The following is a 24,752-nucleotide window of genomic DNA, read 5'->3' as shown; positions in this document are numbered from 1 at the left end:
TTCAAAATCGAGATTGGAGACCTTGGCTCCAACCGGTCCCCACAGCAGCCCAAATTTCTTACGCCCGGAGGCGGCTATCTAAGCAATGTTAATACTAAGCGTTAATTACACCGTTAATAAAGGTCTCAACTTCTTCTTTAGTTTTTCGATCTTTATTTACTAGTCTACCAATTTCTTTGCCATTTTCAATAATAACAAAGCTAGGAATTCCCATAATGCCTAATTCTTGAGCAATTTCCATATTATCATCACGATTGAAACTGATCCAGTTAAAGTCAGAATACTCTTTTTCAAGTTCTGGTAATTTAGGCTCGATAAATTTGCAATCTGGGCACCAATCAGCGTGGAAAAATAAAATATGTTTTCCCTCTTTAGTAATCTCGTGCCAATCTTTTACACCATAATCTTCAAATGTTTTCATATTATTCACCTCTTCAATAAGATACTTTTTATTTGTTAAACGGTCAATTAAGTGCTCTTGAGCATCGGATTGATATATAATAGTGGTAATATATCAGTAAATCGAAATCAAGGAGTGATTTTTATGAGTAAAAAAGGTATCGGTTCATTAATCGTTGCTGGTACTGTTCTAGCTGCTTCTGCCGCTGCTACAGTCTTAGTAAAACACCATCTAGATAGCGAGAAGATTATTAATAAAGTTAAGTCCGTTTTGGGCGAAGATAGCAAAGTCATCGGTTCATGGGTCGAACCATTTTACCAACGCGTTGACGTGAACGGTCGTGCAACTTGGGGAATCGTCGGTGGAGTAACCACTATGGACGAATTCGATGTTGTTCAATACCACTTCATCGCAGACGCCATGACTGGTGAATTACTTAACATTAAAAAAGTACAGTAAACAATTAAATATTAATTTTTAAATTGGGCTTTCAGGTAATTGATCCTGAAGCCTTTTTTTGAGAACTTTTCTTCATACTCAGTTTCGATGTTATTCATATTTAGACTTTCATTATTGTGTAAGTCCAAAGAAATTTCATCAAACTTCATTCCATAATTATTCATACTGATCAATGAATATTCAAACAAGCCTTGATTATCAGTCTTAAATTGTAAATAACCATCATCTTTTAAAATGTATTGGTATTGTTTTAAGAATGATTTGTATGTTAGGCGACGCTTTTCGTGACGCGTTTTTGGCCATGGATCGGAAAAGTTTAGGTAAACTCCGTCAACTTCATTCTCAGCAAAATATTCAGATAAATCAGCACCATTAGCTAATAACAATTGCAAGTTGGGTAATTTTAACTCAACTTGCTTTTTTAGTACCAAAGCAATGGCCCCTTCTTGAACTTCCATCGCAATATAATTATTTTGCGGATTTTGCTTAGCTAATTCAGTAATAAATCTACCCTTACCTGAGCCAACTTCAATAAATAACGGCTGTTCTTTAGCAAAACGGCTTTGCCATTTACCTTGCATGTTTTCTGGTTGAATGGCGATTAAATCAAGGTTGTCATTGATCATGTCTTTAGCCCAAGGTTTGTTTCTTAATCTCATAAATATTAATTCTCTCCATTAATCTAGATATTTTTTCAATTGTCTTGGCATGTAGAAATAGTTGACGAAAATCAATACAGCCAAACCAGCTACAATGATAATTAAACTATTCAAACTTAAACCAAATTTATAAAGAATTGCCAATGCACTGATTAACCACTGAATTGACAAAATTATCGTACTTAATTTAGTAAAATCAGCGATTTTAGTCTTACCACTGATTGGATAAAGCCGTTGCATCAAGTTTTGCATAACCTCTTTAAAGTAAGGCTTCAATTGGAAACCAACTAAATAAATAAAGAGCATTTCAACTATCAGCGAAATATAAAAATTATCAATCAGAGCAAGCATGATAGCTTGAATAATTGTCAAACGCAAGAATAACCCAATGTATTCATTATTTCTAACAAATCCACGCGCAAATAAATATAAATACGTATTACTTGCGACCGGTTTGATTGGCGTCAATAAACCATCAAGCCACTTACGACGTTTGATTTTACTATTAACACCCGGAACATCAGTAAACAAGTTGTAGAAACGTTTAATCCGAAACATTCGTTGATTTTCCGTTTCAATAGCTAATTTCCATTGTAACTGACCACTAGTTTCCAACGTCTGGACTTGAGTATTTAAATAAAGGTAATAAACTACTCCCACGATTAGCATCGTCCAACTAAACAAATAGGTTGAAACAATCAAAGCTACTATTAACAAGATATTTGATGCCAAACGCATACTAATACTACCGAAATGAGCACGGTCATAAAGTTCCATTAAGTTTACATTCAAAAAAGCTAATTTATAAACGATTAAACCAACTGCAATCGCCACAATATCAATAACCTTTAAGCCAGCTCCCCGAGAAGCAAAGGCTGACAATAAAAAGTTAACTAATGCCAAGGTTACAACTGGGACAAAACTACTGTAATTCTTAGCTGCTTTAAAATATTTATAAAAATCTTTTTCCTTCACTAGTAAGAACGTGCTATCAGGTTCTTCTAATAACGTGGCTATCCCACCAACTTGTACAGCCAAAAACAATAAAATAATTACAATTGGCTTACCCAAAACTAAGGTATGATGAATCGTTCCCAGCAAATTAGAATACCAAAAGCCTAGCGCCCCAATTAAAACAATAAAGGCTAAGACAAAATTATCGTTAAAAATCAATCTAAGATATTTAAATTGACTAAGTTGATGTCTTCTTAGTCGTTCATTCCAAAGTTTTAACATTATAAGTCCTCGTTTGACATCTTAATATAAATGTCATCCAAATTTGAGTCAGCTTCCATGTTAAATTTAGACTTCAATTGATCAAGTGTCCCATCTGCTCTAACTTGACCATGGTTAATCAAAACAAATTTATCGGCATGGTTTTGTACAGTAGCTAAAACATGGGTTGACATCAAAACTGAACAACCAGCCTTTTTCTTTGCTTCAACAATATTCAGCAAATCATTTACCGCTAAAGGATCAAGTCCCGTAAACGGCTCATCAATAATGAATAAACTTGCATCAGTCATGAAGGCACAGACAATCATCACCTTTTGCTTCATACCTTTAGAAAAATTCTGTGGGAACCAGTCTAACTTATTATCGAGTCGGAAAGTCTTCAATAATTTATTAGCGTTAGCCCAAGTTTTATCGTGATCCAAATCGTAAGCCATGATTGTTAAATCTATGTGTTCCTTTAAAGTCAACTCTGGATAAAGAATTGGCATTTCGGGAACATAAGCAATCTTTTTACGATACTTCTCAACATCATCGTGCAAACTAATACCGTCAATCAAGATTTGACCGCCACGAGGTGTCAGTAAACCAATAATGTGCTTGATTGTCGTTGATTTACCAGCCCCGTTCAGTCCAATTAGACCGACTACTTGTCCACTTTCAACGGTGAAAGTCTCTTTCTTCAAAACTGATACTTGACCGTATCCACCGGTCAGTTCTTTTACTTCTAAAGTCATGGTTTAAACCACCTATATCTGTTTTTAATAATGTTATTATGATAGCATTATAGTAAATATAATGCTGTTTTTTGAAAGGAGATTTTTCTATGGATGATTGCATCTTTTGCAAAATAATTAACAATGAAATTCCTAGCACAACAATCTACGAGGATGATGATATCAAGGCATTCTTCGATATTTCACAAGTCACACCTGGTCATACCCTTGTTGTTCCTAAGAAACACGTTAAGGATATCTTCGCCTATGACGAGGATTTGGCTGAACGTGTCTTCAAAAAGGTTCCGATGATTGCCCGTGCCATCAAAGCTTCAAATCCCGACATTATCGGCATGAACATCTGCCAAAATAACGGTGAAATTGCTTATCAAAGTGTTATGCATTCACACATCCACTTAGTACCCCGCTATTCAAAAGACGATGATTTCTCAATGCACTGGGGAGACAACACCGGTCTAGCAAGTAATGAAGAATTGCAAGCACGTGCCGACAAGATCAAACAAAACTTGGAGGATTAAAATGAAATTTTTTGCTGGATTCATGATTGGAACCATTTCAGGGGCTGCCCTACAACTATTTCAATCAAAAGATGTCACACCTAGTATCAATGATACCAAGTTATTTCATAATATAAAAGATTTTAAAGATATATTAGCCGATCTACAAAAAAATTCCAGCGTTGTTCCAGAAGTATTATCTGGTATTCAAAAAGACCTTAATGATTATTCAACTAGTATCAAGCCAGATGTTGAGGAATTACAAGCCTCGATTCAAGATATGCAAGAAAATCTGGACAAGTTTAAGAAACAATAGTGCCAAATATGAATTTTTTGTGATTTTTTCGTAAAATGATAAACTATTCACGATTTTTTATGGTAGTCTTTTCAATTGTAGACATATTAATTAAGGATGTGTAAAGATGAATAAACGTTTAACTAAATGGATCCTAGCTATTGCTGGTCTATTTATGATAACAGTTGTTGCTGGTTGTTCTGGTAACAAGACTGTTGCTACTCTTAAAGGTGGCAGAATTACTCAAGATGAATACTATAAAGAAATGAAGAGTTCTTCATCTGGTAAGCAAACACTTCAAACTATGATTATCACAAAGGCCTTGGAAGACCAATATGGTAAAGATGTATCCACAAAACAAGTTAATAGTGAATACAACAAGTACAAGAGTCAATATGGTTCATCATTTAGCTCAATTCTTCAACAAAACGGTATGACAACTGCCCAATTCAAGAAGAATATTCGTACTAACCTTCTTACAAAGGTTGCTTTGAAGAAGAACAAGACCGTTACAAACAAAGATCTTAAGAAGGAATGGAAGAGTTACCAACCTAAGATCCAAGTTGCACAAATTCTTGTAAGTAAAGAAGATACTGCTAAAGAAGTTATTACAAAACTTCAAAACGGTGAAGACTTTGCTAAGTTAGCTAAGGAATACTCAACTGACTCTGCTACAAAGGACAAGGGTGGTAAGATGGCTGCCTTTGATAACGACAGTACAAGTATCGACACTGACTTTAAGACAGCTGCATACAAGCTAAACAAAGTTGGCGACTACACAGATACACCTGTTAAGACAAGCTACGGTTACAGTGTTATCAAACTTGTTAAGAAACCTGCTAAGGGTAAGATGAGTGATCACACAGCCGAACTTAAAGCTAAGCTATATGCCTCATGGATGCAAGATTCAACAGTTATGCAAAAAGTTGTTTCTAAAGTCTTGAAGAAGGCTGATGTTTCTATCAAGGATAGCGACTTGAAAGATGTTCTTTCAGGTTACGTTTCATCATCATCTTCATCAAAGAAGTAATTTAAATTTTTAATTCATGAAAGTAGAACAAAAAATGTTCAGCTTTTGATAAATAATGGCACCAGTAATCCGGTTTTGGATTGCTGGTGCCATTTGTTTTACCCTAAGCAAAGAGTAACGAAAATTACGTCCCCCTAAACTATTTTTTTCACTGCAACGAAACGTACTCTTTGTGCTTGTTTTATCCAAAAATCTATGTTTATGATAAAGATAGTAATCAATGATTAGGAGGACCATCTTTATGGATAATGAACTTCAAGACCCCTTAGTTTACAGACGAATTTTACTAACTGTAGATGCTGATGACCACGAATCAACTGTCCGTGCCTTTCGACTTGCCTGCACACTCGCCCATGATTACGATGCTCATCTAGGTATCGCATCAGTAATGGAAAGTGAAGATATCAATATTTTTGATTCATTAACCCCTTCAAAAATTAGTCAAAAACGCGAAGAACTTAAAACAATTATCAATCAATACGTCGAACAAGCTGAAAATAACGGAGTCAAAGATGTTACCCCACTTGCCTATGATGGCGGTGATGTGGACGATGTCATTCTAAAACACGTTATTCCCGACTTTAAACCCGACCTACTTGTAACCGGAGCAGATACACAATTCCCCCACTCTAAAATTACTGGTGCAATCGGTCCCAGATTGGCCAAACGAGCTCCAGTATCTGTTATCGTTGTTAGATAAACTATAAACATTGAATATAGTCAAAAGGCTAGATATCTTTCTGGATTTATACCAAGAAAAAATATCTAGCCTTTTCTTATATTCAATTTCAAATAACGCGGAATCCTTTATCGAATTAATCAGTTATATTGTATAAAAAACAGCGCCAATATTTCTTGTGCTCAGAGACAGCAAATTAACAACAACTAACTGTGCTTGTAAAATGATCTATTATCCAAACCAAAAATTCTTTCCGAAAACTTACCACTTTCAGTTTTATCTAACGCCTTCGTAATCATATTGATGGAAGCATCCATCATATCAATGTTATGTAAAACCTCCGCCTCCAACAATTTAGGACGTTCAGGTGAGCCATACTCAAGTAAACCATGATGTGACAAAATCATGTGACGAAGTAAGATCATATCTTCGCTCTCAAGGCTTATTTTTAGCTCCTCAGCCGCTTTTACAATTTCTTCATCAACTATCGTAATGTGACCTAGCATGTTTCCTTCGAAAGTATATTCAATATCTAGGTTACCTGTCAGCTCAATTACTTTCCCAAAGTCATGCAAACAAGCACCGGCAATTAATAAAGCTCGATTGATTTGGGGATATTGATCAGAAATATTTTCTGCCATTCGCACCATACTTAAAGTATGAAAAGCCAAACCTCCCTGAAAATCATGGTGATTAGTCTTAGCAGCGGCACTAGTGAAAAATCGATCGTGATATTTCTTAAATAAATATCTAACGACACGATTCCATGCACCATTAGTGATTTGCAAGAAAACATCATCGAATTCATTTTCCATATCAACACGTTTCATAGGTGCTGTCTGAACGAATTGTGACATATCAACCGTTTCCGGATCCAACAAACCTAATCGAGTAATGTTAACTTGTGGCTTGCCTTGATACAAATCACGACGGCCTTCTAATTGAACGATTGTTCCGACACGATACTTTTGAGCATCTTCTTGACTGGCATCCCAATATTTACCAGGTATTTGTCCTGATTTATCTTCAAAAACTAATGATAGAAAATTTTTCCCATTCTTGGCTAGACGAAAATCAGAACGCTTAATAATTACTTCTAAACTCATGTCTTCGCCTTGATTAAATTCATTTATACGCTTAGGCAATCTCTTTTTCCCCCAATTTCAAAATGTGATTCTCTGGAATGTCTTCCGGTTGATTAGCAGTTACATAAATAACCTGATTATTTTTAGCAATTTCTTTAATTAAATCAAAGACATTTTCTTTCCGTGAAATATCAAAATCAACAAATGCATCGTCAATTAAAATCGGTAACTTGATCAAATCAGATATTTCCGTTACAAAAGCTAAACGTAAGGCTAAATATAACTGTATCGTCGTCGCCTTGGATAACTCATGAACGTCAAAAACATTTTTATTATCACTTGTTACAACAATATCTTTTTTCCGAAAATCAATCTTAATATAGTGACGATTGGTCAACAAACTAAAATACTGAGTCGCCTTTTGAATCATCTTTGGATAACGATTTTCAGTCGCAATATTCAACATATTTCTAATCCAACTACTTGCTAACTTATTGGAGATCCATTCGTCATAATACTCAATAATATCCTGCTTATTTTGTGCTAATTCCGTCACGATGTGTTGATATTGTTTATTGTCATAAATTTGTTGCATTCGTTCTTTTAAAGACCCCATTTGCCGACTCAATTCATTATTTTTATTAGCTAAGTCAGTTTTCTTAATGGTTGCTTGATTCAATTCTTGACTCAAAGCCTCATGATTAGCATACTTTTTCAACTCCGACAGGTCATTCCCTAAGAAATCTTTATCTTGTTTAATTTGTGACAAAGTCTTTTGGTTTTCAATTTGTTGGGTATGCATTTGCGTGAACATATTCATATTAACGGCTTGATATTTTTGTAAGATGGCAAAAATTTCTTTATTTAATTGCTTCAAACGTAATTCCCGCTCATCGGCAATCTTTTGTGACTGCGCTTGACTTTGTTCGGCTACATCCGCTTTAGCTCTAATTTGGTCTAATCTAGCAAAATATTTCTCAATTTGTTCATTGTAGTTATCATCTTTATATGAACCTTCAAGAACATTCAATTCCAACAATATCTTGCGCCACTTATTCAAATCAACTTCAATTGATTTAATTCCATCGATCAATCCGTTTTGGGTGGTGTGAAAATTATCCAGTGCAATTACAGTTCCCTGAATACCCAAAATTGCTTCACGAGATAACCCCGAATAACCTTTAACTTGGAGAAATGGGTAATTGTTCAAATCCGATTTTTGTCGGTTACTCCACTCCTGATATCCGTACCAGGCACCACTACCTAAGGCTGCCAAAATAAACAACCAACGTAACGGACTAATAATGAAAGCTAAAACTACCGCAACACAACAAACTATTAAAGATAAATTATTTTTTCTATTCGTTTGCGGCGACAATTGGTCAATCTCATCACCCGTCAAAGGTAACATTTTCTCAGATAATTCTGGGTGATTCTTAAACAACTGATCAACTTGGGTATCGACTTTTAAAAGTTTAGAGTTCATATCATCGCGGTGAAACTGCAAGTTTTGTAACTCAAATTTTTGATTACGTACATAATCTAAGCGAGTCTGATTAATGCGATAGTTTTTTAAGATGCTTTTCTCAACATTATCTAAGTCAGCAATTTTATTGGGAGTGGCCGTTTCCTTAAGCGTACTCAATTCTTGATTTGCTTTAAGCACTCGCTCCCAATCTTCACTATCAATAATTTTGGCATTATGGTCCGAGTCATAGCTTTGTTGCAATTGTTCATAGCGTGACCACTTCTTATCCAAATTACGTAAACTATTCTCGGTCTCACTCATCTGTTTCAATTGAATTGCATTATTATTAAAATCGGTTTCAGTCTCATCCAACTTATTCTTAACTCGTTGATAAGCTACTTGCTGGTTTTCAATTTCCGACTTTTCTTCAATCAGTTCGTCATAACGCTTTAAACTCACGACTAGCGGTTGCTTTTGCCCTCGAGCTTTGTAAATATCATCAGCGGCGTGTTCCAAGCCATCGGCAGTTGCTAACCACTCTTTACTGCCAACAGCTCCAATCGACATGACTTCCGTTTCCAATTTGCTTTCATCTAAACCATAGATCGACAAGATGTTCTTATCATCGAAGACATGTGTATTGACGAAATCATCTTTACTGAAACTACCAATAATTTTTGAAAGCAATTCCCCCGGAACTTCTTGGTCGTCGTGGAAAAGTGTGAGATCACCGTCGCCTTTACCGTCGATTCTTTTGACAGTCCAACTACTACCATCATCCGCTTGAAAAATTAATTCACCACCATATTTACTGCTGTTACGTGGCTTATATTGTAAAAACTTATTTTCACCACGTGCTGAAGCAAAACCAAAGAGAATACTTTGGATAAAATTCAGTAAGGTTGTCTTACCGGCCTCGTTAGCACCAAAAATAACTTGATAATCTTGCGCAAAATCAAATTCTTGGTCAACCCATTTACCGAAACCGTATACGTTTGCTCTAATTAATTTCACGATTATTCTCCAGTATATTTTTGATTAATCGTATTACGAGTCATCTCCGTTATGACTTTCAAGAAATCAGGATCATTAATGTGATCACGAATAATACTTGAGGAATACAATTTACTATCAAGGTCTTTAATATCATCTAAATTAATTGTTGTTTCTTCGGCCTCGTCCCAATATTTTTGATCAATTTGTGATAATTGGGGATTATCATTAAATTTTAAATATATTTTATAAAGAACACTTGGCGTTTTGACATTATTAAAGTGTTGAAGAATTTCATTTCGCTTCAACATTTTCAAAACATCAGTATTCAGTTTTTGAGCATTATTGATTGTTAAAGTTAATAGAACTTCCGGACTATCCAAGACATCAGTAATCTTATTAATTAAAGAATCAGTTGTATCTTCAATTCGAGCTTCAATCGTCGCTTTGTCCCAAGTATAAAGGCTACTTTTGACAAACTTCATCTCAGTCACTTGATTTTCAACGGTAACAAGATAAAAGCCCTTTGGCGTAGTATCGTTTTGGTTGCGCCCTTGCAGATCACCTGGATAGACGACCATTGGTGTTTCATGCAATATTTGACGCTTATGAATATGGCCCAAAGCCCAGTAATCATAACCCTTTTGTATTAAGTCGTTAACTTGAAATGGCGCATAATTGTCATCACCAACACCCGCATGCAAGATTCCAATTTGATAATCAAAATCACCCCGTTGAGGATAAGATGCACCGACTGACTCCTTAATGTGTTGTTGATAATAACTGAACCCAGTCAGACCAACACGTTGACCATCTTTCGTCATCTGTGTGACCGTTGTAACATCTTGGCCAAAAACAGTCACATTATCAGGGAACTTTACTACAGCAAAATTATTACGATAATAATCATGATTACCATAAATTAAATAAACCTTTATTTCAGCCTGCCTTAGTTTTTCAAATTCATCACGCAAAAACATTTGTGCCTTTAGCGAACTATCAGTATCGTCAAAAATATCGCCCGCTAAAATAACGAAATCAACTTGTTGTTCCAAAGCAGTAGCAAAGAGCTTTTTAGCTGCTGAATAAGTTGACTCTTGCAGTTCTTTTTGAAGTTCTTTTGAAAAACTACTAATACCGATAAAAGGTGTATCTAAATGTAAATCTGCTGCATGCAAAAACTTCATTCTCAAACTCCCTTGCTTCTATATACGAAAGATTTATTTTAAGAATACAAAGATTATTAAAACTCATATTCAAAAAACTAATTGGCACCATGTTTAACCTATAATTAATTTTACAATTTTAATCCTTAAGAAAAAATAAAAAGAAATAATTTACGATAATTTATATTAAATTTATGTGTGGCAGGATGTGTCTTCAAATTATTTATATTATGGATATGCCGTCTCCAGATTTGGACAGTGGTTACTGGCAGTGCGGAACGGCCCGAGCCACTGTCTCGAACCTCGGTTTAAGCCTTGCAAAGTTCGGCAAGTCTTAAACGCGCCCGGTGCTGTAAGAACGACAAAAAACGGTCGTCCTAACACTACTTTCACTGCCAGTAACCACTGTCCAAATCTTCCGACTAGTTCTTTCTTAACTCAAGGATAGCTTGAAGACAGACCACAGTTGATTTTTTGATTACGGATTAAAAATTACATTTAAAATCAAAATATACACTGCATTCTATAACCCTAGTCATCAATGACATCATGATACTTAAAACTATTCACTCCTGATTAAAAATCAAAGAGTGAGCGAGCCGGAAAGAGCAAGAAATTTTGGTCGCTGTGCAGGTGGCGTTAGAGCTTTAGCTCTTACACCACGGGACGACTTTTGAAATTCGAACGGTTTTCTCGAAGTTCAAAATCGAGATTCGAGACCGCTCTTTGGCTCGAATCGGTCCCCATAGCGACCAAAATTTCTTGCTCTTGGAGGCGGCCTAAAGGCGGCACATTTAATTTTCAACCGTTAAACTTGTAAAAGAAAAGGACTTAAGCAAATTACTTAAGCCCTAAGTCCTTGTTATTTATCTTGATAAATTTCTGCGATAGGCTTTGAAATGATTTTGTTCAATTCATCCATCATTGAATTCATCTTTTGCTCTTTTTCCATTAAGTTTTGGATTTCAGTGTAATTTGAAAGTTGATCTGTCAATTCACGCATTGCTTTAATGTCGTCATCAGTAATTTCTTGACCTTGCATTTGCTTTTGTTGTAGTTCAAATTGTTTGTTTTGAACCTTGTCGAAAAGCTTGTAAGCCAAGTCGTTGGCTTTAACAGCTTCAAAAGCAAGCTTTAATTCAGCAACTTCGGTTGTCTTTCTTAAATCTTGTTCGAGTTGATTAGCACTATCGTAAATGTTCATATGATCCTCCTATTGACCAAAAAAGTTCTTAATATCATTATACCATTCTGTAGCTTTATTTTTAACGTTGTTTACCCCATCTTGGATAGATTTAGCAATGTCATTTTTGCCACTATCCGAAGTATTTCCTTGGGCTAAACTTGAGGCATCCTTAACACCAAAATCGGTTTCTTTAGTGTCAGGTAAAATATTGGTCATTTCATTCTTAAATAAAGTCGACATTCCATTTTCATTGGAACCAGTCAAGAAATGATTAATATCAGTATTATCAAAGCCCATCCAACTGGCAACGACCACATCTGGCGTATAACCTATCATCCATTGATCTTTGGTACCAGCGTAACCATAAGATTGAGGAACTTCAGTACTACCAGTCTTACCAGCAATTTGATAGCCAGCGGGTTTTGCTAACTTACCGGTTCCTTCGTTGTAAACACCAAGCATCATACTGGTCATTTCTTTGGCCGTATTCTTACTAATAATTTGCTTAGTTGAACTACTTGTATTATTAACAATGACTGTCCCAGTTGAGTCGACAATCTTGGTAATAAAATGCGTATCAGCCAACTTACCTTCATTAGCAAAAGCCGTATAAGCACGAGCCATTTGTAGAGGTGAAACTCCTGTTTCCAATCCACCTAAGGCTAAGGCCAAATTTTGGTCATTTTTGTGAACCTTGATTCCAAAGTTCTCAACTGAACTAACACCCTTTTTGACACCAATTTTATCCAATAAGGCAACTGCTGGGATATTTTCACTTTGATATAAAGCCTTGTACATTGGAATTGAATCTTGATAAATTCCATCAGCATTCGTTGGGGCATATTTATTTTTACCAAAAGTAGTTGGTTGATCAGGTAACTCTGAGTCATAGCTATAACCATTTTCAATGGCTGGTGTATAGACGGCCAATGGTTTGATAGTTGATCCCGGTTGACGTTTCATTTGGGTAGCTCGATTAAAGCCACGGAAAGTATGCTCACCACGTCCACCAACGACAGCTAATATTCCACCATTATTAGGGTCAACCGCAACTGAAGCACCTTGAACCTTGGTTCCATCAGAAGCGTTCCCTGGGAACAAATAAATATTATCAAATGACGTTTGCATTGAAGATTGAATCTTTTGGTCTAACGTCGTATAAATCTTATAACCTTTATTCAAAATATCGTCTTCTTTGAGACCATACTTATTAACAGCTTCGTCAATAACCGCATCAAAGAAATATGGATATTTGTAAGAACTACTTACCTCGTAATTGTCATTCAAGTTAATTGCGGTATTCTTGTAATAGGAAGCTTCAGATGTAGTTAACTTCTTGTTTTGAACCATTAGGTCCAAGACTAAATTACGTCTGGATGTTGAATTGCTCATACTATCTATGGGATTATAAGCATTCGGAGCTTTTAAAATACCAGCCAAAACAGCACCCTCAGCTGGATTAAGTTCAGATGCATTTTTTCCAAAATACTTTTCAGAAGCATCTTGAACACCCCAGACACCATTACCAAAATAAGCATTATTCAAATACATCGTAATAATTTCTTTTTTAGAATAGACACGATTGATTTCAATCGATAAGAAAAGTTCCTCACCTTTTCTAGAAAGGGTCTGCTTTTGAGTTAACAGCGAGTTTTTAGCCAATTGTTGCGTTAGTGTACTACCACCACCGGAAATCCCGTGATGAATCAAGTAACCTAATGCCGCTCTAGCATAACCTTTGATACTGAATCCAGGATTAGTCCAAAAAGTTCGGTCCTCAGTTGAAATAACCGCATTTTGAATATTCTTGGAAATTTTATCATAACTAACGTACGTACCTTTATTAGCATATAATTGACCAGCGTCATCGCCGTCTTTATCTAAAATAGTCGTTTTCGTTTGCAATGATGATTGCAGATCGTCTACGTTGCTAGTTTTAGCTTTATAAGTCCAAAAACTACTTAAAACTAAAATAACTGTCAAAATTAATAGGATTATCCAACGTGTTAGCTGGAATCTCTTCCAATATTTTTTTATAAAAGACCAAGCAACTAGTAATTTGGGCTTAAGCCAATCCCAAAAACCATTGTTATTATTCATTATTTAAATACCTCTGTATAAGAACAAATTTTATCACATTATCGGAGTATTTAAAAAATTAGTCTTAATTTTTATGGGGGCCGCCTCCAGGAACAAAAAATTTAGGTCGCTGTGGGGACCGACTTGAGCCAAGGTCTCAAGTCTCGATTTTGAACCTCGCAAGAACCGCGAGTTTCAAAATTCGTCCCGTGGTGTAAGCACTAAAGTGCTAAGGCCACCTGCACAGCGACCTAAATTTTTGTTTCTTCCGGCTAGGGTTTGTCTTTGAATTAGTATGATAAAAATCTATTTTGATATGGATAAATATTTTATTAGCATGGTTATTCCAGCATCCTATTAAGACGATAATAAAATCCATGAAAAATATTTGAGATATCAAGTCACTCTTGAGTTAATAATGAACTAGTCGGAAGATTCGGACAGTGGTCACTGGCAGTGAAAGTGGTGTTAGGACGACCGCTTTTGTCGTTCTTACAGCACCGGACGCGTTTAAGACTTGCCGAATTTGCAAGGCTTAAACCGAGGTCCGAGACCATGGCTCGGACCGTTCCGCACTGCCAGTGACCACTGTCCGAATCTGGGGACGGCATATCTACAATATAAATATTTTAAACAACTTCAAGGAGACAAAAATACATGTACCAGAAAGTAATAACTTATCATCGTGAAAACAACGAAGAATTATCAATTCGTGAACTTTTAAAAAAGTGGTTAATTCCCAAAAAATGGCAACATTTTTTTCGTATTCAACAAGATGTCTTAATCAATGGTAAATACAACTCTTTCAACACTATCGTTCAAGACAATGACGTTGTGACTCTAAACTTCAATTTTCCACCTCGAACTGAACAACATTATTTACCTGGACATGATCCTGTCGATGTAGTTTATGAAGATAATGATATTATCGTTGTCAACAAGGTAGCTGGTAAAAAAACGCACCCTAATAAAGCTGACGAGGATGATTCTTTGATGAATGATGTTGAAGCTTATTTAAAAGATGGTCATCCCTACATGGTTCATCGCATTGATATGGAAACATCTGGTTTAGTTTTAATTAGTAAGTCGCCTTACCTTGTGCCTATTTTTAATCGTCAATTGAGTAACAAAACTTTGCATCGAGAGTATTTAGCGCTTGTGAACTTGGATGCTCCCATTGATAACAAAGGAACTATTGATTTACCTATCGGTCAGGATCCAACTGATGTTCGCAAACGTATGGTTACTTCCGATGGTTTAAATGCGATAACTAAATATGAAGTCTTGAAAAAAAATTCTGACTTTGCTTTACTACAATTAAACTTGTTAACTGGACGTACTCACCAATTACGGGTTCATCTGGCACATAACCACTGGCCAATCGTTAATGACCCACTATATAATTCACATACTAAAACTGGAAATTTAAGCTTATTTGCTCATAAATTGGCATTTAAACAACCTTTTAGCGATAAAACTAAAATTATTCAAGCAAAAATATCAAAAAATATGTATAATCTAATATGTGCTGATTTAAAGGCAACCAAAAAGCTCACCTAATCCCGACAATTAGGTGAGCTCTCTTTTTTTGTTCAGAAAGAAGCTTTAGGAGTGATTTTTTTATCATTTTACTCTTTCTGAGGTGCTGCAATTAAATTGCTGACATAACTAGTTTAATAATTGCCCCGACAGCAACTAATAAAATATACGTTACGGAGAATTTACTTACAGCTTTGATTACTAAAGGATAGGTCTTTGTTTTAACTTGTTCCTTCAGATAAGGACGTAAATCGTCCCAAATGTTTGGATAAAGCAACACGATTAGGAGTGTAATGTAAGGTACTACTTTCAAAATCGCTAAAATTGGAACTAGCAGGAAGGCTAAGGACCAACTAGCTTTAAACAAACTCAAAGCATTGGCTTTCCCTACTTTACTCACCAATGTGTGACGACCATTTTTAATGTCTGCTTCCAAATCGCACGTACCATTACTCAACTCCGCACAGAAAAATGCGAAGGTATTCGGTAAACTGACTAGGATCACCGAAATGGCCGTACTAGAATCAAACTTAGCTGTTCCCGCTAGCCCTAGATAGGAGTAGGCTATTGGAATCAACTGGCTAATGGCAATAGCCACCACTGCTTCCCCAAACATTGTTGAGTTCAGTGGCTTTGGACCTGATGAATATGACAAACCAATCAAGACACCCGCAACCCCGATTGCTAAGGTGACCCAACCTGTCTTATAAACAAGAAAGGCTCCAATTAATAATGGAAAAATGGCCAAACCGTACATCCATTTTTTGACTATTGCCAGTGATTCGCGATTAATACCAATTGTGCTGATTTTCTCTCGATATTCTTGACTCGTGGCATTTTTATAATCCATATAATTATTATGAAAATTAATAAATAAATGAATGAAGAAAACTGCTACAAAACCTAAGAGTCCATACAAGAAATTAAAAGTTTCATAATTCAGATAAGTAAAACCAATTGCCAGTAACAGCCACGCTAAATCTAGTGTGGTTGTTTTTATTTCTGATAGTTCGCTAAAAAGTTTTCTATCCAAAACCGATTCACCCTACATTTCTTCTGGAGCCTTAACACCTAAGAGTCCTAATGACATTTGAAGAACGATTGAAACTGACTTAACTAAAGCAAGTCTAGCCTTCAAACCTTCGTCATCAGCCAAAATCTTGCTGTGTGCGTAGTATTGGTTGAAACTCTTAGCAAGCTTCAAAACATACTTAGCAACAACTGATGGTTCGTATTCTCTAGCAGCACGATCAACAACGTTGCCAAAGTCTTGAAGTAACTTGATTGTGTCCCAAGCTTCTGGAGTTGTAACGGCCATGTCTTTAACATCGATATAATCAACATCGCCAGCTTTTCTCAAGATACTCAAGGCACGAGCATTTGTATATTGAACGTAAGGACCAGTTTCACCTTCAAAACGAACAACTTCTTCAAGATTAAAGTCGAAACTATCACGACGATCATTCTTCAAATCATGGAAGACAACCGCACCGACACCAACTGCTTCAGCAACGGCATCTTTATTCTTCAAGTCTGGATTCTTTTCTTCGATTTGTTTCTTAGCAAGCGCAACAGCATCGTTTAAAACATCATCAAGCAAGATAACGTTACCTTTACGTGTTGAAAGCTTCTTACCACCCGTTGTAATCAAACCAAATGGGATGTAGTCGATATCGTCTGACCAGTCATAACCCATCTTCTTCAAAACAATCTTAAGTTTTGTAAAGTGTTCTGCTTGTTCACTACCAACAACATAAAGTGATTTAACAAAGTCGAAAGTATCTTTACGATATTTAGCAGCTGCCAAGTCACGTGTGATGTAAAGTGTGGCACCATCAGTCTTCTTGATCAAGGCTGGTGAAAGGTCGTATTCTGACAAGTCGACGATTTCAGCACCACGACTTTCTTTAAGAAGATGTTTGTCTTCAAGAGTCTTAACAATCGCATCCATCTTATCGTTGTAGAATGATTCACCAGTGAAGTGATCGAATTGAACATCTAGACGATCGTAAATTGTTTGGAATTCTTTCAATGAAAGTTCCTTGAACCATGACCAAAGTGCTAAGGCCTCTTCATCACCATCTTCCATCTTCTTGAACCAAGCACGAGCTTCGTCATCAAGTTCTGGCTTATCTTCTGCTTCTTTATGGAAACGAACGTAATACTTCAAAAGATTGTTGATTGGGTCAGCTTCAACTTCTTCAACTGAACCCCACATCTTGTATCCAACAATCAACTTACCGAATTGAGTTCCCCAATCACCCAAGTGGTTAATTTTAACTGGTTGATAGTTTAATTTTGAAATGATTTTAGCAATTGAGTTACCAATAACAGTTGAACGTAAGTGACCCATTGACATTGGCTTAGCGATGTTAGGTGATGACATATCGATAGGAACGTTACGGCCCTTACCTTCATCAGCATTACCATATGCATCTTTTTGTGTTAGAACTTCGTGCAAAACATTGTTTGAAAACGCTGCTTTATCTAGGAAGAAGTTGATGTAGGCACCAGTATTTACAACCTTTTCAAAACCAGTTGTATCGATTTTGCCAACCAAGTCTTCAGCAATCATATTTGGTGCTTTATGCAATGACTTTGCCAAGATAAATGTTGGAAAAGCATAATCACCAAGATCTGAAGTCTTAGGCTTTTCGATTAGCTTTGTAACTTGCTCCTCTGTAATATCCTCTGGTAAAACCTTAACTAGTGCATCTACTACTTGTTGTTTAAAATCCATATTTTCCTCCTTTAGATAAAAAAAACGCCTCTTCCAATAAACATAACTGTTTACTGAAAGAGACGAGATTTCCCGCGGTACCACTCTAATTGATTAATATCCACTCATTAATTGAATTATTTATTTTTATGAAGAAGGGTACGACTTGATCATCGAATTAGCTAACTCTCACCAAAACTTAGCCTCGCTTTAAATCTCACAATCAATTATTCCTTCTTTTGCACAAGTATGATAGCACATAAAACTATCAATAACAATAATTATTTGTGAATAACTGTTCCTTTATTACCGGCAATAATTTCTTTAACATCATCCAAAGCACCGATAACAGCAGGTTTGCCCGTTGCTTTTACAAAGGCAACCGCAGCTTGAACTTTAGGCATCATGCTACCTTTAGCAAACTCATCATTATCAATATGCTTTTGAATTTCATCAGCTGTTACATCAAAAATTTCTTCTTGATTTGGTTTGCCGAAGTTGTAGAATACTCCCCCAACAGAAGTCAAAATAATCAACTTATCAGCGTCAACCAATTGAGCAATCTTTGAGGCACCGAAGTCCTTATCGATAACAGCTTCCTTACCGATTAAACGATCACCATCTTTAACTACTGGAATACCGCCACCACCAGCAACGATAGGAATAACGCCAGCTTTTGAAATAGCTTCAATAGCTGGATATTCATTAATTTCAACTGGTTTTGGTGATGGAACAACACGTCTATAACCACGACCGGCATCTTCAACAATTGTCCAATCTGGATGAGCTGATTTTAAGCCTGGAACTTCATCCTCTGTATAGAATGGGCCAATTGGCTTTGTAGGATCTCCAAAAGCAGGATCATCCTTATCAACAATTGTTTGTGTGATCAAAGTTACGACTTGTTTGTTAATACCGTTTTTAAGCATAACTTCCTTCATAGCATTTTGGAACCAGTAACCGATACTACCCTCAGTCATAGCACCACACGTATCAAGTGGCAAAGCTGGGTTCTTTTCACTGTCAGCAGCAGCTTGTTGTAATAATAAGTTACCAACTTGAGGACCATTACCATGAGTAATAATCAAGTCTTTATCGCTTTTAACGAACTCAACAAGTGACTCAGATGTCTTCTTAACAGCTTCTTGTTGTGCTTTTGCACTAGCGTCTGTACTTAAAATAGCGTTACCACCTAAGGCAACCACGATACGTTCTTTTGTCATAATCATTTCTCCTCAGAATAAGCGAATTTGCTTTAATTGTCTTGTAAATACTCTCCTAAAACTTCTAAACCTTTGGTAAGTGTTTCATGAGGTGCACAATAACCTAATCTTGCATAGCCAGGAACATCGAAGGCTTCACCAGGGACTAGTAGGACCCCTGTATCTTTCAATAGATCACGGCAAAATTCTAAGCTGGATTTTTTTGTATCTAACTTCACAAATGACGTCGACACACCATTTGGAAAGACACAACTAATTTTTGGAGTTTTTTCAACCCAAGCTTTGAAATAAGCTAGATTATCTAGCACAATCTTCTTATTACGTGCTAAAACTTTATCCTTATTTTCCAAAACCAAACAAGCCATTTGGTCACTGAAAACTCCGGAACAGATCATCGTGTAGTCACGATATTTTCTAAAAATATCAGCTAGTTCAGCATTAGTTGCTGTCCAACCTACACGAATTCCAGGCATGGAATAAGTTTTAGACAAAGAATTTGTCGAAATACCTTTTTCGTATAAATCAACGATTGGTGCAAAATCAACTGACTCATCAAATGGTAAGTAGACTTCATCAACCAAAATGTAGGCACCAACAGAACGCGCAACTTCAACGACTTGCTCTAAAAACTTCCTATCCAAAACCGTTCCAGTTGGGTTATTGGCATTATTGATACAGATCATCTTAGTATTTGGACGAATCAATTTCTTCAATTCATCAATATCTGGATACCAATTCTTATCTTCACGCAATTTCCAAAAGCTAACATCTGCCCCTAATGATCTCGGGATATCATAGAGTTGTTGATAACTTGGATAAACACTGATGACATGATCACCAGGTTCAATTAGTGAATAAATAGCTAAGAGATTGGCGCCAGTTGCACCATTTGTTTGCAGAATGTTATCGGGGTCAACATTCTGATACATTTTACTAATTTCTTTTTTAAACGTTGGTGAACCTTCGATCCACCCATAATTCATTTTTTGATCATCAAGCTGACCGTAGATATCAGCCTGCGTCAAATCCTTAATTTCATTCATTGAAAATGAAGTAATCGTACTTTGTGCTAAATCGTATTTAGCTTCGCGTTCGTGGACGTTCAACCACTCTTCAACGCCAAATCCGGCTATTTTCATTTCAAACACTTCCTAGATTTTAATTGATCCAGTTGCGACCATCACAATACTGATAATTGCAAATGCCACGATTAAGATTGACCAGAGAATTTCTGACTTTGTCAATTTACCACCATCAAGGTTGTAATCTTTCTTGGCCTTATAGTAGAAGTAAATTCCTGGTAAGTAACCGATACAAACTAACATTAAGAAATGTAGTCCGGCTAAAATAATCGCAATAATTTGGAAGCCGGCAGCGAAGATACCAATCCAGAGTTGTTTCATATCTTTATTTTGGAGTGAGAATTTGATTTGATATAAACCAACGAAGATATAGCACACAACGATAGCGGCTGTACATAGTGATAGTGCAAAGTTATAAGCCTCTTCAGAGAACAAGAGAACTAATAGAAATGCTTGAATCAAGGCAGCGGTTAACACCAATGAAAATGTAGGTGCACCGTTTTTATTCTTTTTACCAAATGAAGCTGGTAAGAGTTTTTCTTCAGCCATCAACATTGTCGTATCTGCTGGTAGCATTGTCCATGACAACCAAGAACCAAGGATAGCAATAATCAAGCCGATACCGATAAAGGCACCGCCCCATTTTCCGACCATATCTTGGAAAATATAGAGCATTGCTGGTTGGTTGATCTTAGCTAATTCGTTTTGTGACAAGTAACCATATGGCAAAACTGATGCTAAAACATAAATTACTAATAAACTGATAATACCAATGATAGTAGCTTTTCCGGCATCGTTCTTATCTTGAGCACGAGATGAAAGCATACTTGCACCTTCAACACCAACGAAAACCCACATCATGATCATCAAACAAGATCTAAATTGACCGGTGACACTTGCATTTCCGGCTACACCTGAGGCCACATTTGACCAGAAGTGAGCTGTGAAAATACCACCTTTGAAAACAAAGATTCCGACAACGATAAATGCAAATAGTGGAATCAACTTACAGATTGTAATGATTGTATTCATTGCAGCAGCCGACTCAACACCGCGGTTAACGATGTAAGTCAAAATCCAAGAAACAATACTTGCAAGGATTACTGACGGAACGTTTTGTCCACCTTTAAAGACTGGGAAGAAATAACCCAACGAACTCATTAAAACAGTCGCAAAGGCCACGTTTCCAAGCCATGCACTCAGCCAATATCCCCATCCGCTGACAAAGCCAGCAAAATTTCCAAAGCCAGCCTGGGCATAAGCTTGGATTCCTTCTGATTCTGGTTGTTTCAGTAAGAGATTATTTAGCGCTAAAGCTAACATCATGATACCGAATCCAACAACTAACCATGCTAATAGAACTGGACCAGGAGCTGCGCCTCCTGCTAACGAGCTAGTTAAGGTAAATACACCTGAGCCAATAGAACTCGTAACAACGGCCGCTGTTAGAGCTCCTAGTGATAGACCCTTCTTTTCTTCCATATGAATCATTCCTTTTTTAAAAATATAAGAATGAAAAAAGGGCCAACCATTACGATTAGCCCTTCTTCAATAACTGATTAAACCTTAGGGATGAACAAGTTACCTAGAGTTGCTGCCATAATGGCTTTAATGGAGTGCATTCTGTTTTCAGCTTCTTCAAATTGACGTGCATATTTGCTTCTGAAGACTTCATCTGTTACTTCCATTTCATTTAGGCCATATTTAGCCTTAATGTCTTGTCCATATTTTGTATTTGTATCATGGAATGCTGGTAGACAGTGCATAAAGATGATTTGGTCATCTGGTTGACCTGTCTTCTTGATCATGTCCATGTTTACTTGATATGGTTTGAGTAAATTAATTCTTTCAGCCCATTGGCTTTCTTCACCCATTGATACCCATACATCAGTATAGATAACATTAGTACCTTTAACACCTTCGTCAATGTTATCAGTAATCATAAACTTGCTACCTGACTTGTCAGCGTAAGCTTGTGCAGTATCAATAACACTTTGGTCAGGGAATAGTTCCTTAGGAGCAACGATATGGATGTTTACACCCAACATTGAACCTGTAACCAAGAAACTATTAGCCATATTGTTACGACCATCACCAACAAATGTCAAAGTTTTACCCTTGATTTCGCCAAATGTTTCTTTCATTGTCATGAAATCGGCTAGCATTTGTGTTGGGTGCCATTCATCTGTCAAACCATTCCATACAGGAACGCCTGAGTACTTAGCAAGATCTTCAACAGTCTTTTGTGAGAATCCACGGAATTCGATACCATCGAACATGCTACCTAGCACACGACCCGTATCTTCAACACTTTCCTTGCTACCAAGTTGAATGTCATTTGATCCTAGGAATTCTGGATGTGCACCTAAATCAATTGATGCAGTTGTGAAAGCTGAACGTGTACGTGTTGAATTCTTTTCGAATAACAATGCAATGTTCTTGCCTTCTAGATAATGATGAGGAATGCCCTTCTTCTTAAGAGCCTTTAAATGTAGTCCGAAATCAATTAAATATTCTAGTTCAGCAGGTGTGAAATCCTTTTCTGCTAGTAAACTTCTTCCTTGAAATACTGAAGTTTCTTTACCTTTATAATCCAAAATCATTCCTCCAAATCGAGAATTAGAATTAGTTTTTTAAAATAGTTTTCAGTTAGTTAACTATTTCTTCAAGTCCTCACGAACTAATGGCATACTCATGCAACGAGGGCCCCCACGACCACGTGACAATTCACTTGAGACTGTCTCCAAAACTTTCAAGCCGTGCTTTCTTAGAATTTCGTTAGATACATAGTTACGATCGTAAGTAACAACAACACCTGGGGCAATTGCTAATGTATTTGAACCATCGTTCCATTGTTCTCTAGGAGCAACGATTGGATCACCATTACCAGTTGGAATCAAGTCAAGGTCATCTAAGCCAAGTTCTTTCTTAAGAACACCCTTTAGATCTTGGTTGTGTTCCATTGTTAGGTCGCCATCTTTACCTGGATGAATTGTCCATGTATCGATCTTGCCACCTTCGCCAAGGATACCTGGATGAACTGTAAATTGATCGTAGTTAATCATTGTAAATACAGTATCCAAATGCATCATAGCGTGATTATGAGGAATTCTGATAGCAATAACTGTATCGTAGTTGCTGTCTGCAAATAAGTTTCTAGCAATGTCTTGAATAGCAGTTGCTGATGTTCTTTGAGAAACACCAATTGCTAATACGTGATCACTAAGAACTAATTCGTCCCCACCTTCAATACGGTGTGTGTGGTTTCTGTCACGCCATACATGTAAACCTTTGTTTGCAAAACGTGGATGATATTTAATGATTGCTTCCATAAACATTGATTCACGTTGTCTTGCAGCGAAAGTCATATGGTTGATACTTAAACCATCACCGATTGATGCTGCCGGATCTCTAGTGAAGTAGAGATTTGGCATTGGATCCATAAAGAATGGATAATCTGAGTCTTCAGCGGCACTGACAAGATCTGTCGGGTTAAAGTCAATGTCATTCTTACGAACACCGATCATCAATTGATTTACTAGAGCTGGAGTATCAAGACTCATCAAGAATTCCTTCAATGCGTCATGATCTGCACCTGTAGCATAATCTGATTCGCGAAGCATCTTTTCAACGAAAGCATCTTTGATGTTTCCGGCGTCAATAGCTTCAGCAGCTAAATCATCAAGATAAAGAACTTCTGTTCCGTTATCTCTCAAGATTTGTGCAAAATTGTCATGTTCCTTTTGGGCAATTGGCAAATATGGAATGTCATCGAACAATAGTCGGGGCATTGTGTCGGGTGTAATGTTTTCAACTTCCTGTCCGGGACGTTTCAACATTACTACATCCAATTTTCCAATTTCTGAAGTAACATGGATTGGTTTTGTCATAAAAAATCACTCCTTAATTTTGAATTCCGTTACCGACATCTACTATATCCGACACGTCTACTATTTGCAAGCGGTTTCAGAGTTGACACATGTAACATTATATGATTTTTAATTTTATAAATGACCACGATTGGCGCCATAACTGGCAAGGGGTACGACTAATTAAATTTTTTTTAATCAAAAATAAATTTTAAAAAAATTTCATCACCTAGACAAGATATCGCAAACGCTTTCTGAAACAATCAAATTTATAAAATTTTGTTCAATAAAAAGTCCAAAATGATTCAAAAAAAAGACCATTCTATATAAAAAAAGAATGGTCAATCAGTTGAT

The 24,752-nt window shown here is 36.5% G+C and carries 22 protein-coding genes; 6 read left to right on the top strand and 16 right to left on the bottom strand.

Going from position 1 to position 24,752, the window contains the following annotated elements; genetic code table 11:
- Positions 1–94: 94 nt before the first annotated feature.
- Positions 95–421 (bottom strand): thioredoxin family protein, encoded by a 327-nt coding sequence (locus D1B17_RS04575; protein ID WP_120142831.1) that lies wholly within the window; start codon positions 419–421, stop codon positions 95–97.
- A gap of 123 nt (positions 422–544) precedes the next feature.
- Here D1B17_RS04575 and D1B17_RS04570 point away from each other — a divergent pair, with 123 nt between their 5' ends.
- Positions 545–859, top strand: a complete 315-nt coding sequence (locus D1B17_RS04570) for a hypothetical protein (protein WP_120142832.1) — start codon at positions 545–547, stop codon at positions 857–859.
- Positions 860–870: 11 nt separating this feature from the next.
- On the opposite strand, the gene trmB is transcribed toward D1B17_RS04570, so the two are convergent.
- From trmB to D1B17_RS04555, 3 genes are read right to left on the bottom strand one after another with little or no spacing between them, the layout of a single operon-like run.
- On the bottom strand, positions 871–1,518 hold the full coding sequence (trmB, locus tag D1B17_RS04565) for a tRNA (guanosine(46)-N7)-methyltransferase TrmB (RefSeq protein WP_120142833.1): 648 nt from the start codon (positions 1,516–1,518) through the stop codon (positions 871–873).
- 18 nt (positions 1,519–1,536) lie between these two features.
- Positions 1,537–2,754: an ABC transporter permease gene (locus D1B17_RS04560; protein ID WP_120142834.1), complete on the bottom strand. Its 1,218-nt coding sequence runs from the start codon at positions 2,752–2,754 to the stop codon at positions 1,537–1,539.
- Complete coding sequence (locus D1B17_RS04555) at positions 2,754–3,488, bottom strand: ABC transporter ATP-binding protein (RefSeq protein ID WP_120142835.1); 735 nt, start codon at positions 3,486–3,488, stop codon at positions 2,754–2,756. The genes D1B17_RS04560 and D1B17_RS04555 overlap by 1 nt, the downstream gene beginning before the upstream one ends.
- 89 nt (positions 3,489–3,577) lie before the next feature.
- Here D1B17_RS04555 and D1B17_RS04550 point away from each other — a divergent pair, with 89 nt between their 5' ends.
- The 4 genes from D1B17_RS04550 to D1B17_RS04535 all read left to right on the top strand — a co-directional run bounded on the left by D1B17_RS04550 (position 3,578) and on the right by D1B17_RS04535 (position 6,010).
- Entirely contained in the window at positions 3,578–4,006 is a 429-nt protein-coding gene (locus tag D1B17_RS04550) for an HIT family protein (protein ID WP_120142836.1), read from the top strand.
- A 1-nt stretch (position 4,007) separates the two neighbouring features.
- The gene (locus tag D1B17_RS04545; RefSeq protein WP_120142837.1) at positions 4,008–4,301 is read left to right on the top strand and encodes a hypothetical protein; all 294 of its coding nucleotides are present in this window, start codon (positions 4,008–4,010) and stop codon (positions 4,299–4,301) included.
- Positions 4,302–4,407: 106 nt separating this feature from the next.
- On the top strand, positions 4,408–5,310 hold the full coding sequence (locus D1B17_RS04540) for a peptidylprolyl isomerase PrsA (RefSeq protein ID WP_120142838.1): 903 nt from the start codon (positions 4,408–4,410) through the stop codon (positions 5,308–5,310).
- Between the two features lie 241 nt (positions 5,311–5,551).
- A complete protein-coding gene (locus D1B17_RS04535; protein WP_120142839.1) occupies positions 5,552–6,010 on the top strand; it encodes a universal stress protein in 459 nt (152 codons plus the stop codon).
- A gap of 185 nt (positions 6,011–6,195) precedes the next feature.
- Here D1B17_RS04535 and D1B17_RS04530 read toward each other — a convergent pair whose 3' ends face one another.
- The 5 genes from D1B17_RS04530 to D1B17_RS04510 all read right to left on the bottom strand — a co-directional run bounded on the left by D1B17_RS04530 (position 6,196) and on the right by D1B17_RS04510 (position 13,987).
- Positions 6,196–7,095 (bottom strand): 3'-5' exoribonuclease YhaM family protein, encoded by a 900-nt coding sequence (locus D1B17_RS04530; RefSeq protein ID WP_120144269.1) that lies wholly within the window; start codon positions 7,093–7,095, stop codon positions 6,196–6,198.
- Between the two features lie 31 nt (positions 7,096–7,126).
- Positions 7,127–9,556 (bottom strand): AAA family ATPase, encoded by a 2,430-nt coding sequence (locus D1B17_RS04525; RefSeq protein ID WP_166806617.1) that lies wholly within the window; start codon positions 9,554–9,556, stop codon positions 7,127–7,129.
- Between the two features lie 2 nt (positions 9,557–9,558).
- Entirely contained in the window at positions 9,559–10,722 is a 1,164-nt protein-coding gene (locus tag D1B17_RS04520) for a metallophosphoesterase family protein (protein ID WP_120142841.1), read from the bottom strand.
- 841 nt (positions 10,723–11,563) lie between these two features.
- Complete coding sequence (locus D1B17_RS04515) at positions 11,564–11,905, bottom strand: YlbF family regulator (protein WP_057891776.1); 342 nt, start codon at positions 11,903–11,905, stop codon at positions 11,564–11,566.
- 9 nt (positions 11,906–11,914) lie between these two features.
- Complete coding sequence (locus D1B17_RS04510; protein ID WP_120142842.1) at positions 11,915–13,987, bottom strand: PBP1A family penicillin-binding protein; 2,073 nt, start codon at positions 13,985–13,987, stop codon at positions 11,915–11,917.
- Positions 13,988–14,623: 636 nt separating this feature from the next.
- Here D1B17_RS04510 and D1B17_RS04505 point away from each other — a divergent pair.
- A complete protein-coding gene (locus D1B17_RS04505; protein WP_120142843.1) occupies positions 14,624–15,526 on the top strand; it encodes an RluA family pseudouridine synthase in 903 nt (300 codons plus the stop codon).
- Positions 15,527–15,617: 91 nt separating this feature from the next.
- Here D1B17_RS04505 and D1B17_RS04500 read toward each other — a convergent pair whose 3' ends face one another.
- The 7 genes from D1B17_RS04500 to arcA all read right to left on the bottom strand — a co-directional run bounded on the left by D1B17_RS04500 (position 15,618) and on the right by arcA (position 24,419).
- Entirely contained in the window at positions 15,618–16,538 is a 921-nt protein-coding gene (locus D1B17_RS04500) for a prenyltransferase (protein ID WP_120142844.1), read from the bottom strand.
- A gap of 12 nt (positions 16,539–16,550) precedes the next feature.
- The gene (gene argS / locus D1B17_RS04495) at positions 16,551–18,245 is read right to left on the bottom strand and encodes an arginine--tRNA ligase (protein ID WP_120142845.1); all 1,695 of its coding nucleotides are present in this window, start codon (positions 18,243–18,245) and stop codon (positions 16,551–16,553) included.
- Between the two features lie 260 nt (positions 18,246–18,505).
- A complete protein-coding gene (arcC, locus tag D1B17_RS04490) occupies positions 18,506–19,447 on the bottom strand; it encodes a carbamate kinase (protein WP_120142846.1) in 942 nt (313 codons plus the stop codon).
- A gap of 32 nt (positions 19,448–19,479) precedes the next feature.
- Positions 19,480–20,586: an aminotransferase gene (locus D1B17_RS04485; RefSeq protein ID WP_120142847.1), complete on the bottom strand. Its 1,107-nt coding sequence runs from the start codon at positions 20,584–20,586 to the stop codon at positions 19,480–19,482.
- Between the two features lie 12 nt (positions 20,587–20,598).
- Positions 20,599–22,011, bottom strand: a complete 1,413-nt coding sequence (arcD, locus tag D1B17_RS04480) for an arginine-ornithine antiporter (RefSeq protein WP_120142848.1) — start codon at positions 22,009–22,011, stop codon at positions 20,599–20,601.
- Positions 22,012–22,088: 77 nt separating this feature from the next.
- Positions 22,089–23,132: an ornithine carbamoyltransferase gene (argF, locus tag D1B17_RS04475; RefSeq protein WP_120142849.1), complete on the bottom strand. Its 1,044-nt coding sequence runs from the start codon at positions 23,130–23,132 to the stop codon at positions 22,089–22,091.
- Between the two features lie 54 nt (positions 23,133–23,186).
- The gene (arcA, locus tag D1B17_RS04470; RefSeq protein WP_120142850.1) at positions 23,187–24,419 is read right to left on the bottom strand and encodes an arginine deiminase; all 1,233 of its coding nucleotides are present in this window, start codon (positions 24,417–24,419) and stop codon (positions 23,187–23,189) included.
- Positions 24,420–24,752: the final 333 nt, after the last annotated feature.

Source organism: Companilactobacillus zhachilii (genome assembly GCF_003606365.2).
GTDB classification, from domain to species: domain Bacteria; phylum Bacillota; class Bacilli; order Lactobacillales; family Lactobacillaceae; genus Companilactobacillus; species Companilactobacillus zhachilii.
Note: the sequence above shows the minus strand (reverse complement) of the source record. Positions and strands in the feature narration are given on the sequence as shown.

Excerpts from the sequence above, each read along its gene's own strand:
- D1B17_RS04575 (WP_120142831.1), bottom strand. The coding sequence starts at position 421 with ATGAAAACATTTGAAGATTATGGTGTAAAAGATTGGCACGAGATTACT.
- D1B17_RS04570 (WP_120142832.1), top strand. The coding sequence starts at position 545 with ATGAGTAAAAAAGGTATCGGTTCATTAATCGTTGCTGGTACTGTTCTA.
- trmB (WP_120142833.1), bottom strand. The coding sequence starts at position 1,518 with ATGAGATTAAGAAACAAACCTTGGGCTAAAGACATGATCAATGACAAC.
- D1B17_RS04560 (WP_120142834.1), bottom strand. The coding sequence starts at position 2,754 with ATGTTAAAACTTTGGAATGAACGACTAAGAAGACATCAACTTAGTCAA.
- D1B17_RS04555 (WP_120142835.1), bottom strand. The coding sequence starts at position 3,488 with ATGACTTTAGAAGTAAAAGAACTGACCGGTGGATACGGTCAAGTATCA.
- D1B17_RS04550 (WP_120142836.1), top strand. The coding sequence starts at position 3,578 with ATGGATGATTGCATCTTTTGCAAAATAATTAACAATGAAATTCCTAGC.
- D1B17_RS04545 (WP_120142837.1), top strand. The coding sequence starts at position 4,008 with ATGAAATTTTTTGCTGGATTCATGATTGGAACCATTTCAGGGGCTGCC.
- D1B17_RS04540 (WP_120142838.1), top strand. The coding sequence starts at position 4,408 with ATGAATAAACGTTTAACTAAATGGATCCTAGCTATTGCTGGTCTATTT.
- D1B17_RS04535 (WP_120142839.1), top strand. The coding sequence starts at position 5,552 with ATGGATAATGAACTTCAAGACCCCTTAGTTTACAGACGAATTTTACTA.
- D1B17_RS04530 (WP_120144269.1), bottom strand. The coding sequence starts at position 7,095 with ATGAGTTTAGAAGTAATTATTAAGCGTTCTGATTTTCGTCTAGCCAAG.
- D1B17_RS04520 (WP_120142841.1), bottom strand. The coding sequence starts at position 10,722 with ATGAAGTTTTTGCATGCAGCAGATTTACATTTAGATACACCTTTTATC.
- D1B17_RS04515 (WP_057891776.1), bottom strand. The coding sequence starts at position 11,905 with ATGAACATTTACGATAGTGCTAATCAACTCGAACAAGATTTAAGAAAG.
- D1B17_RS04510 (WP_120142842.1), bottom strand. The coding sequence starts at position 13,987 with ATGAATAATAACAATGGTTTTTGGGATTGGCTTAAGCCCAAATTACTA.
- D1B17_RS04505 (WP_120142843.1), top strand. The coding sequence starts at position 14,624 with ATGTACCAGAAAGTAATAACTTATCATCGTGAAAACAACGAAGAATTA.
- argS (WP_120142845.1), bottom strand. The coding sequence starts at position 18,245 with ATGGATTTTAAACAACAAGTAGTAGATGCACTAGTTAAGGTTTTACCA.
- arcC (WP_120142846.1), bottom strand. The coding sequence starts at position 19,447 with ATGACAAAAGAACGTATCGTGGTTGCCTTAGGTGGTAACGCTATTTTA.
- D1B17_RS04485 (WP_120142847.1), bottom strand. The coding sequence starts at position 20,586 with ATGAAAATAGCCGGATTTGGCGTTGAAGAGTGGTTGAACGTCCACGAA.
- arcD (WP_120142848.1), bottom strand. The coding sequence starts at position 22,011 with ATGGAAGAAAAGAAGGGTCTATCACTAGGAGCTCTAACAGCGGCCGTT.
- argF (WP_120142849.1), bottom strand. The coding sequence starts at position 23,132 with ATGATTTTGGATTATAAAGGTAAAGAAACTTCAGTATTTCAAGGAAGA.
- arcA (WP_120142850.1), bottom strand. The coding sequence starts at position 24,419 with ATGACAAAACCAATCCATGTTACTTCAGAAATTGGAAAATTGGATGTA.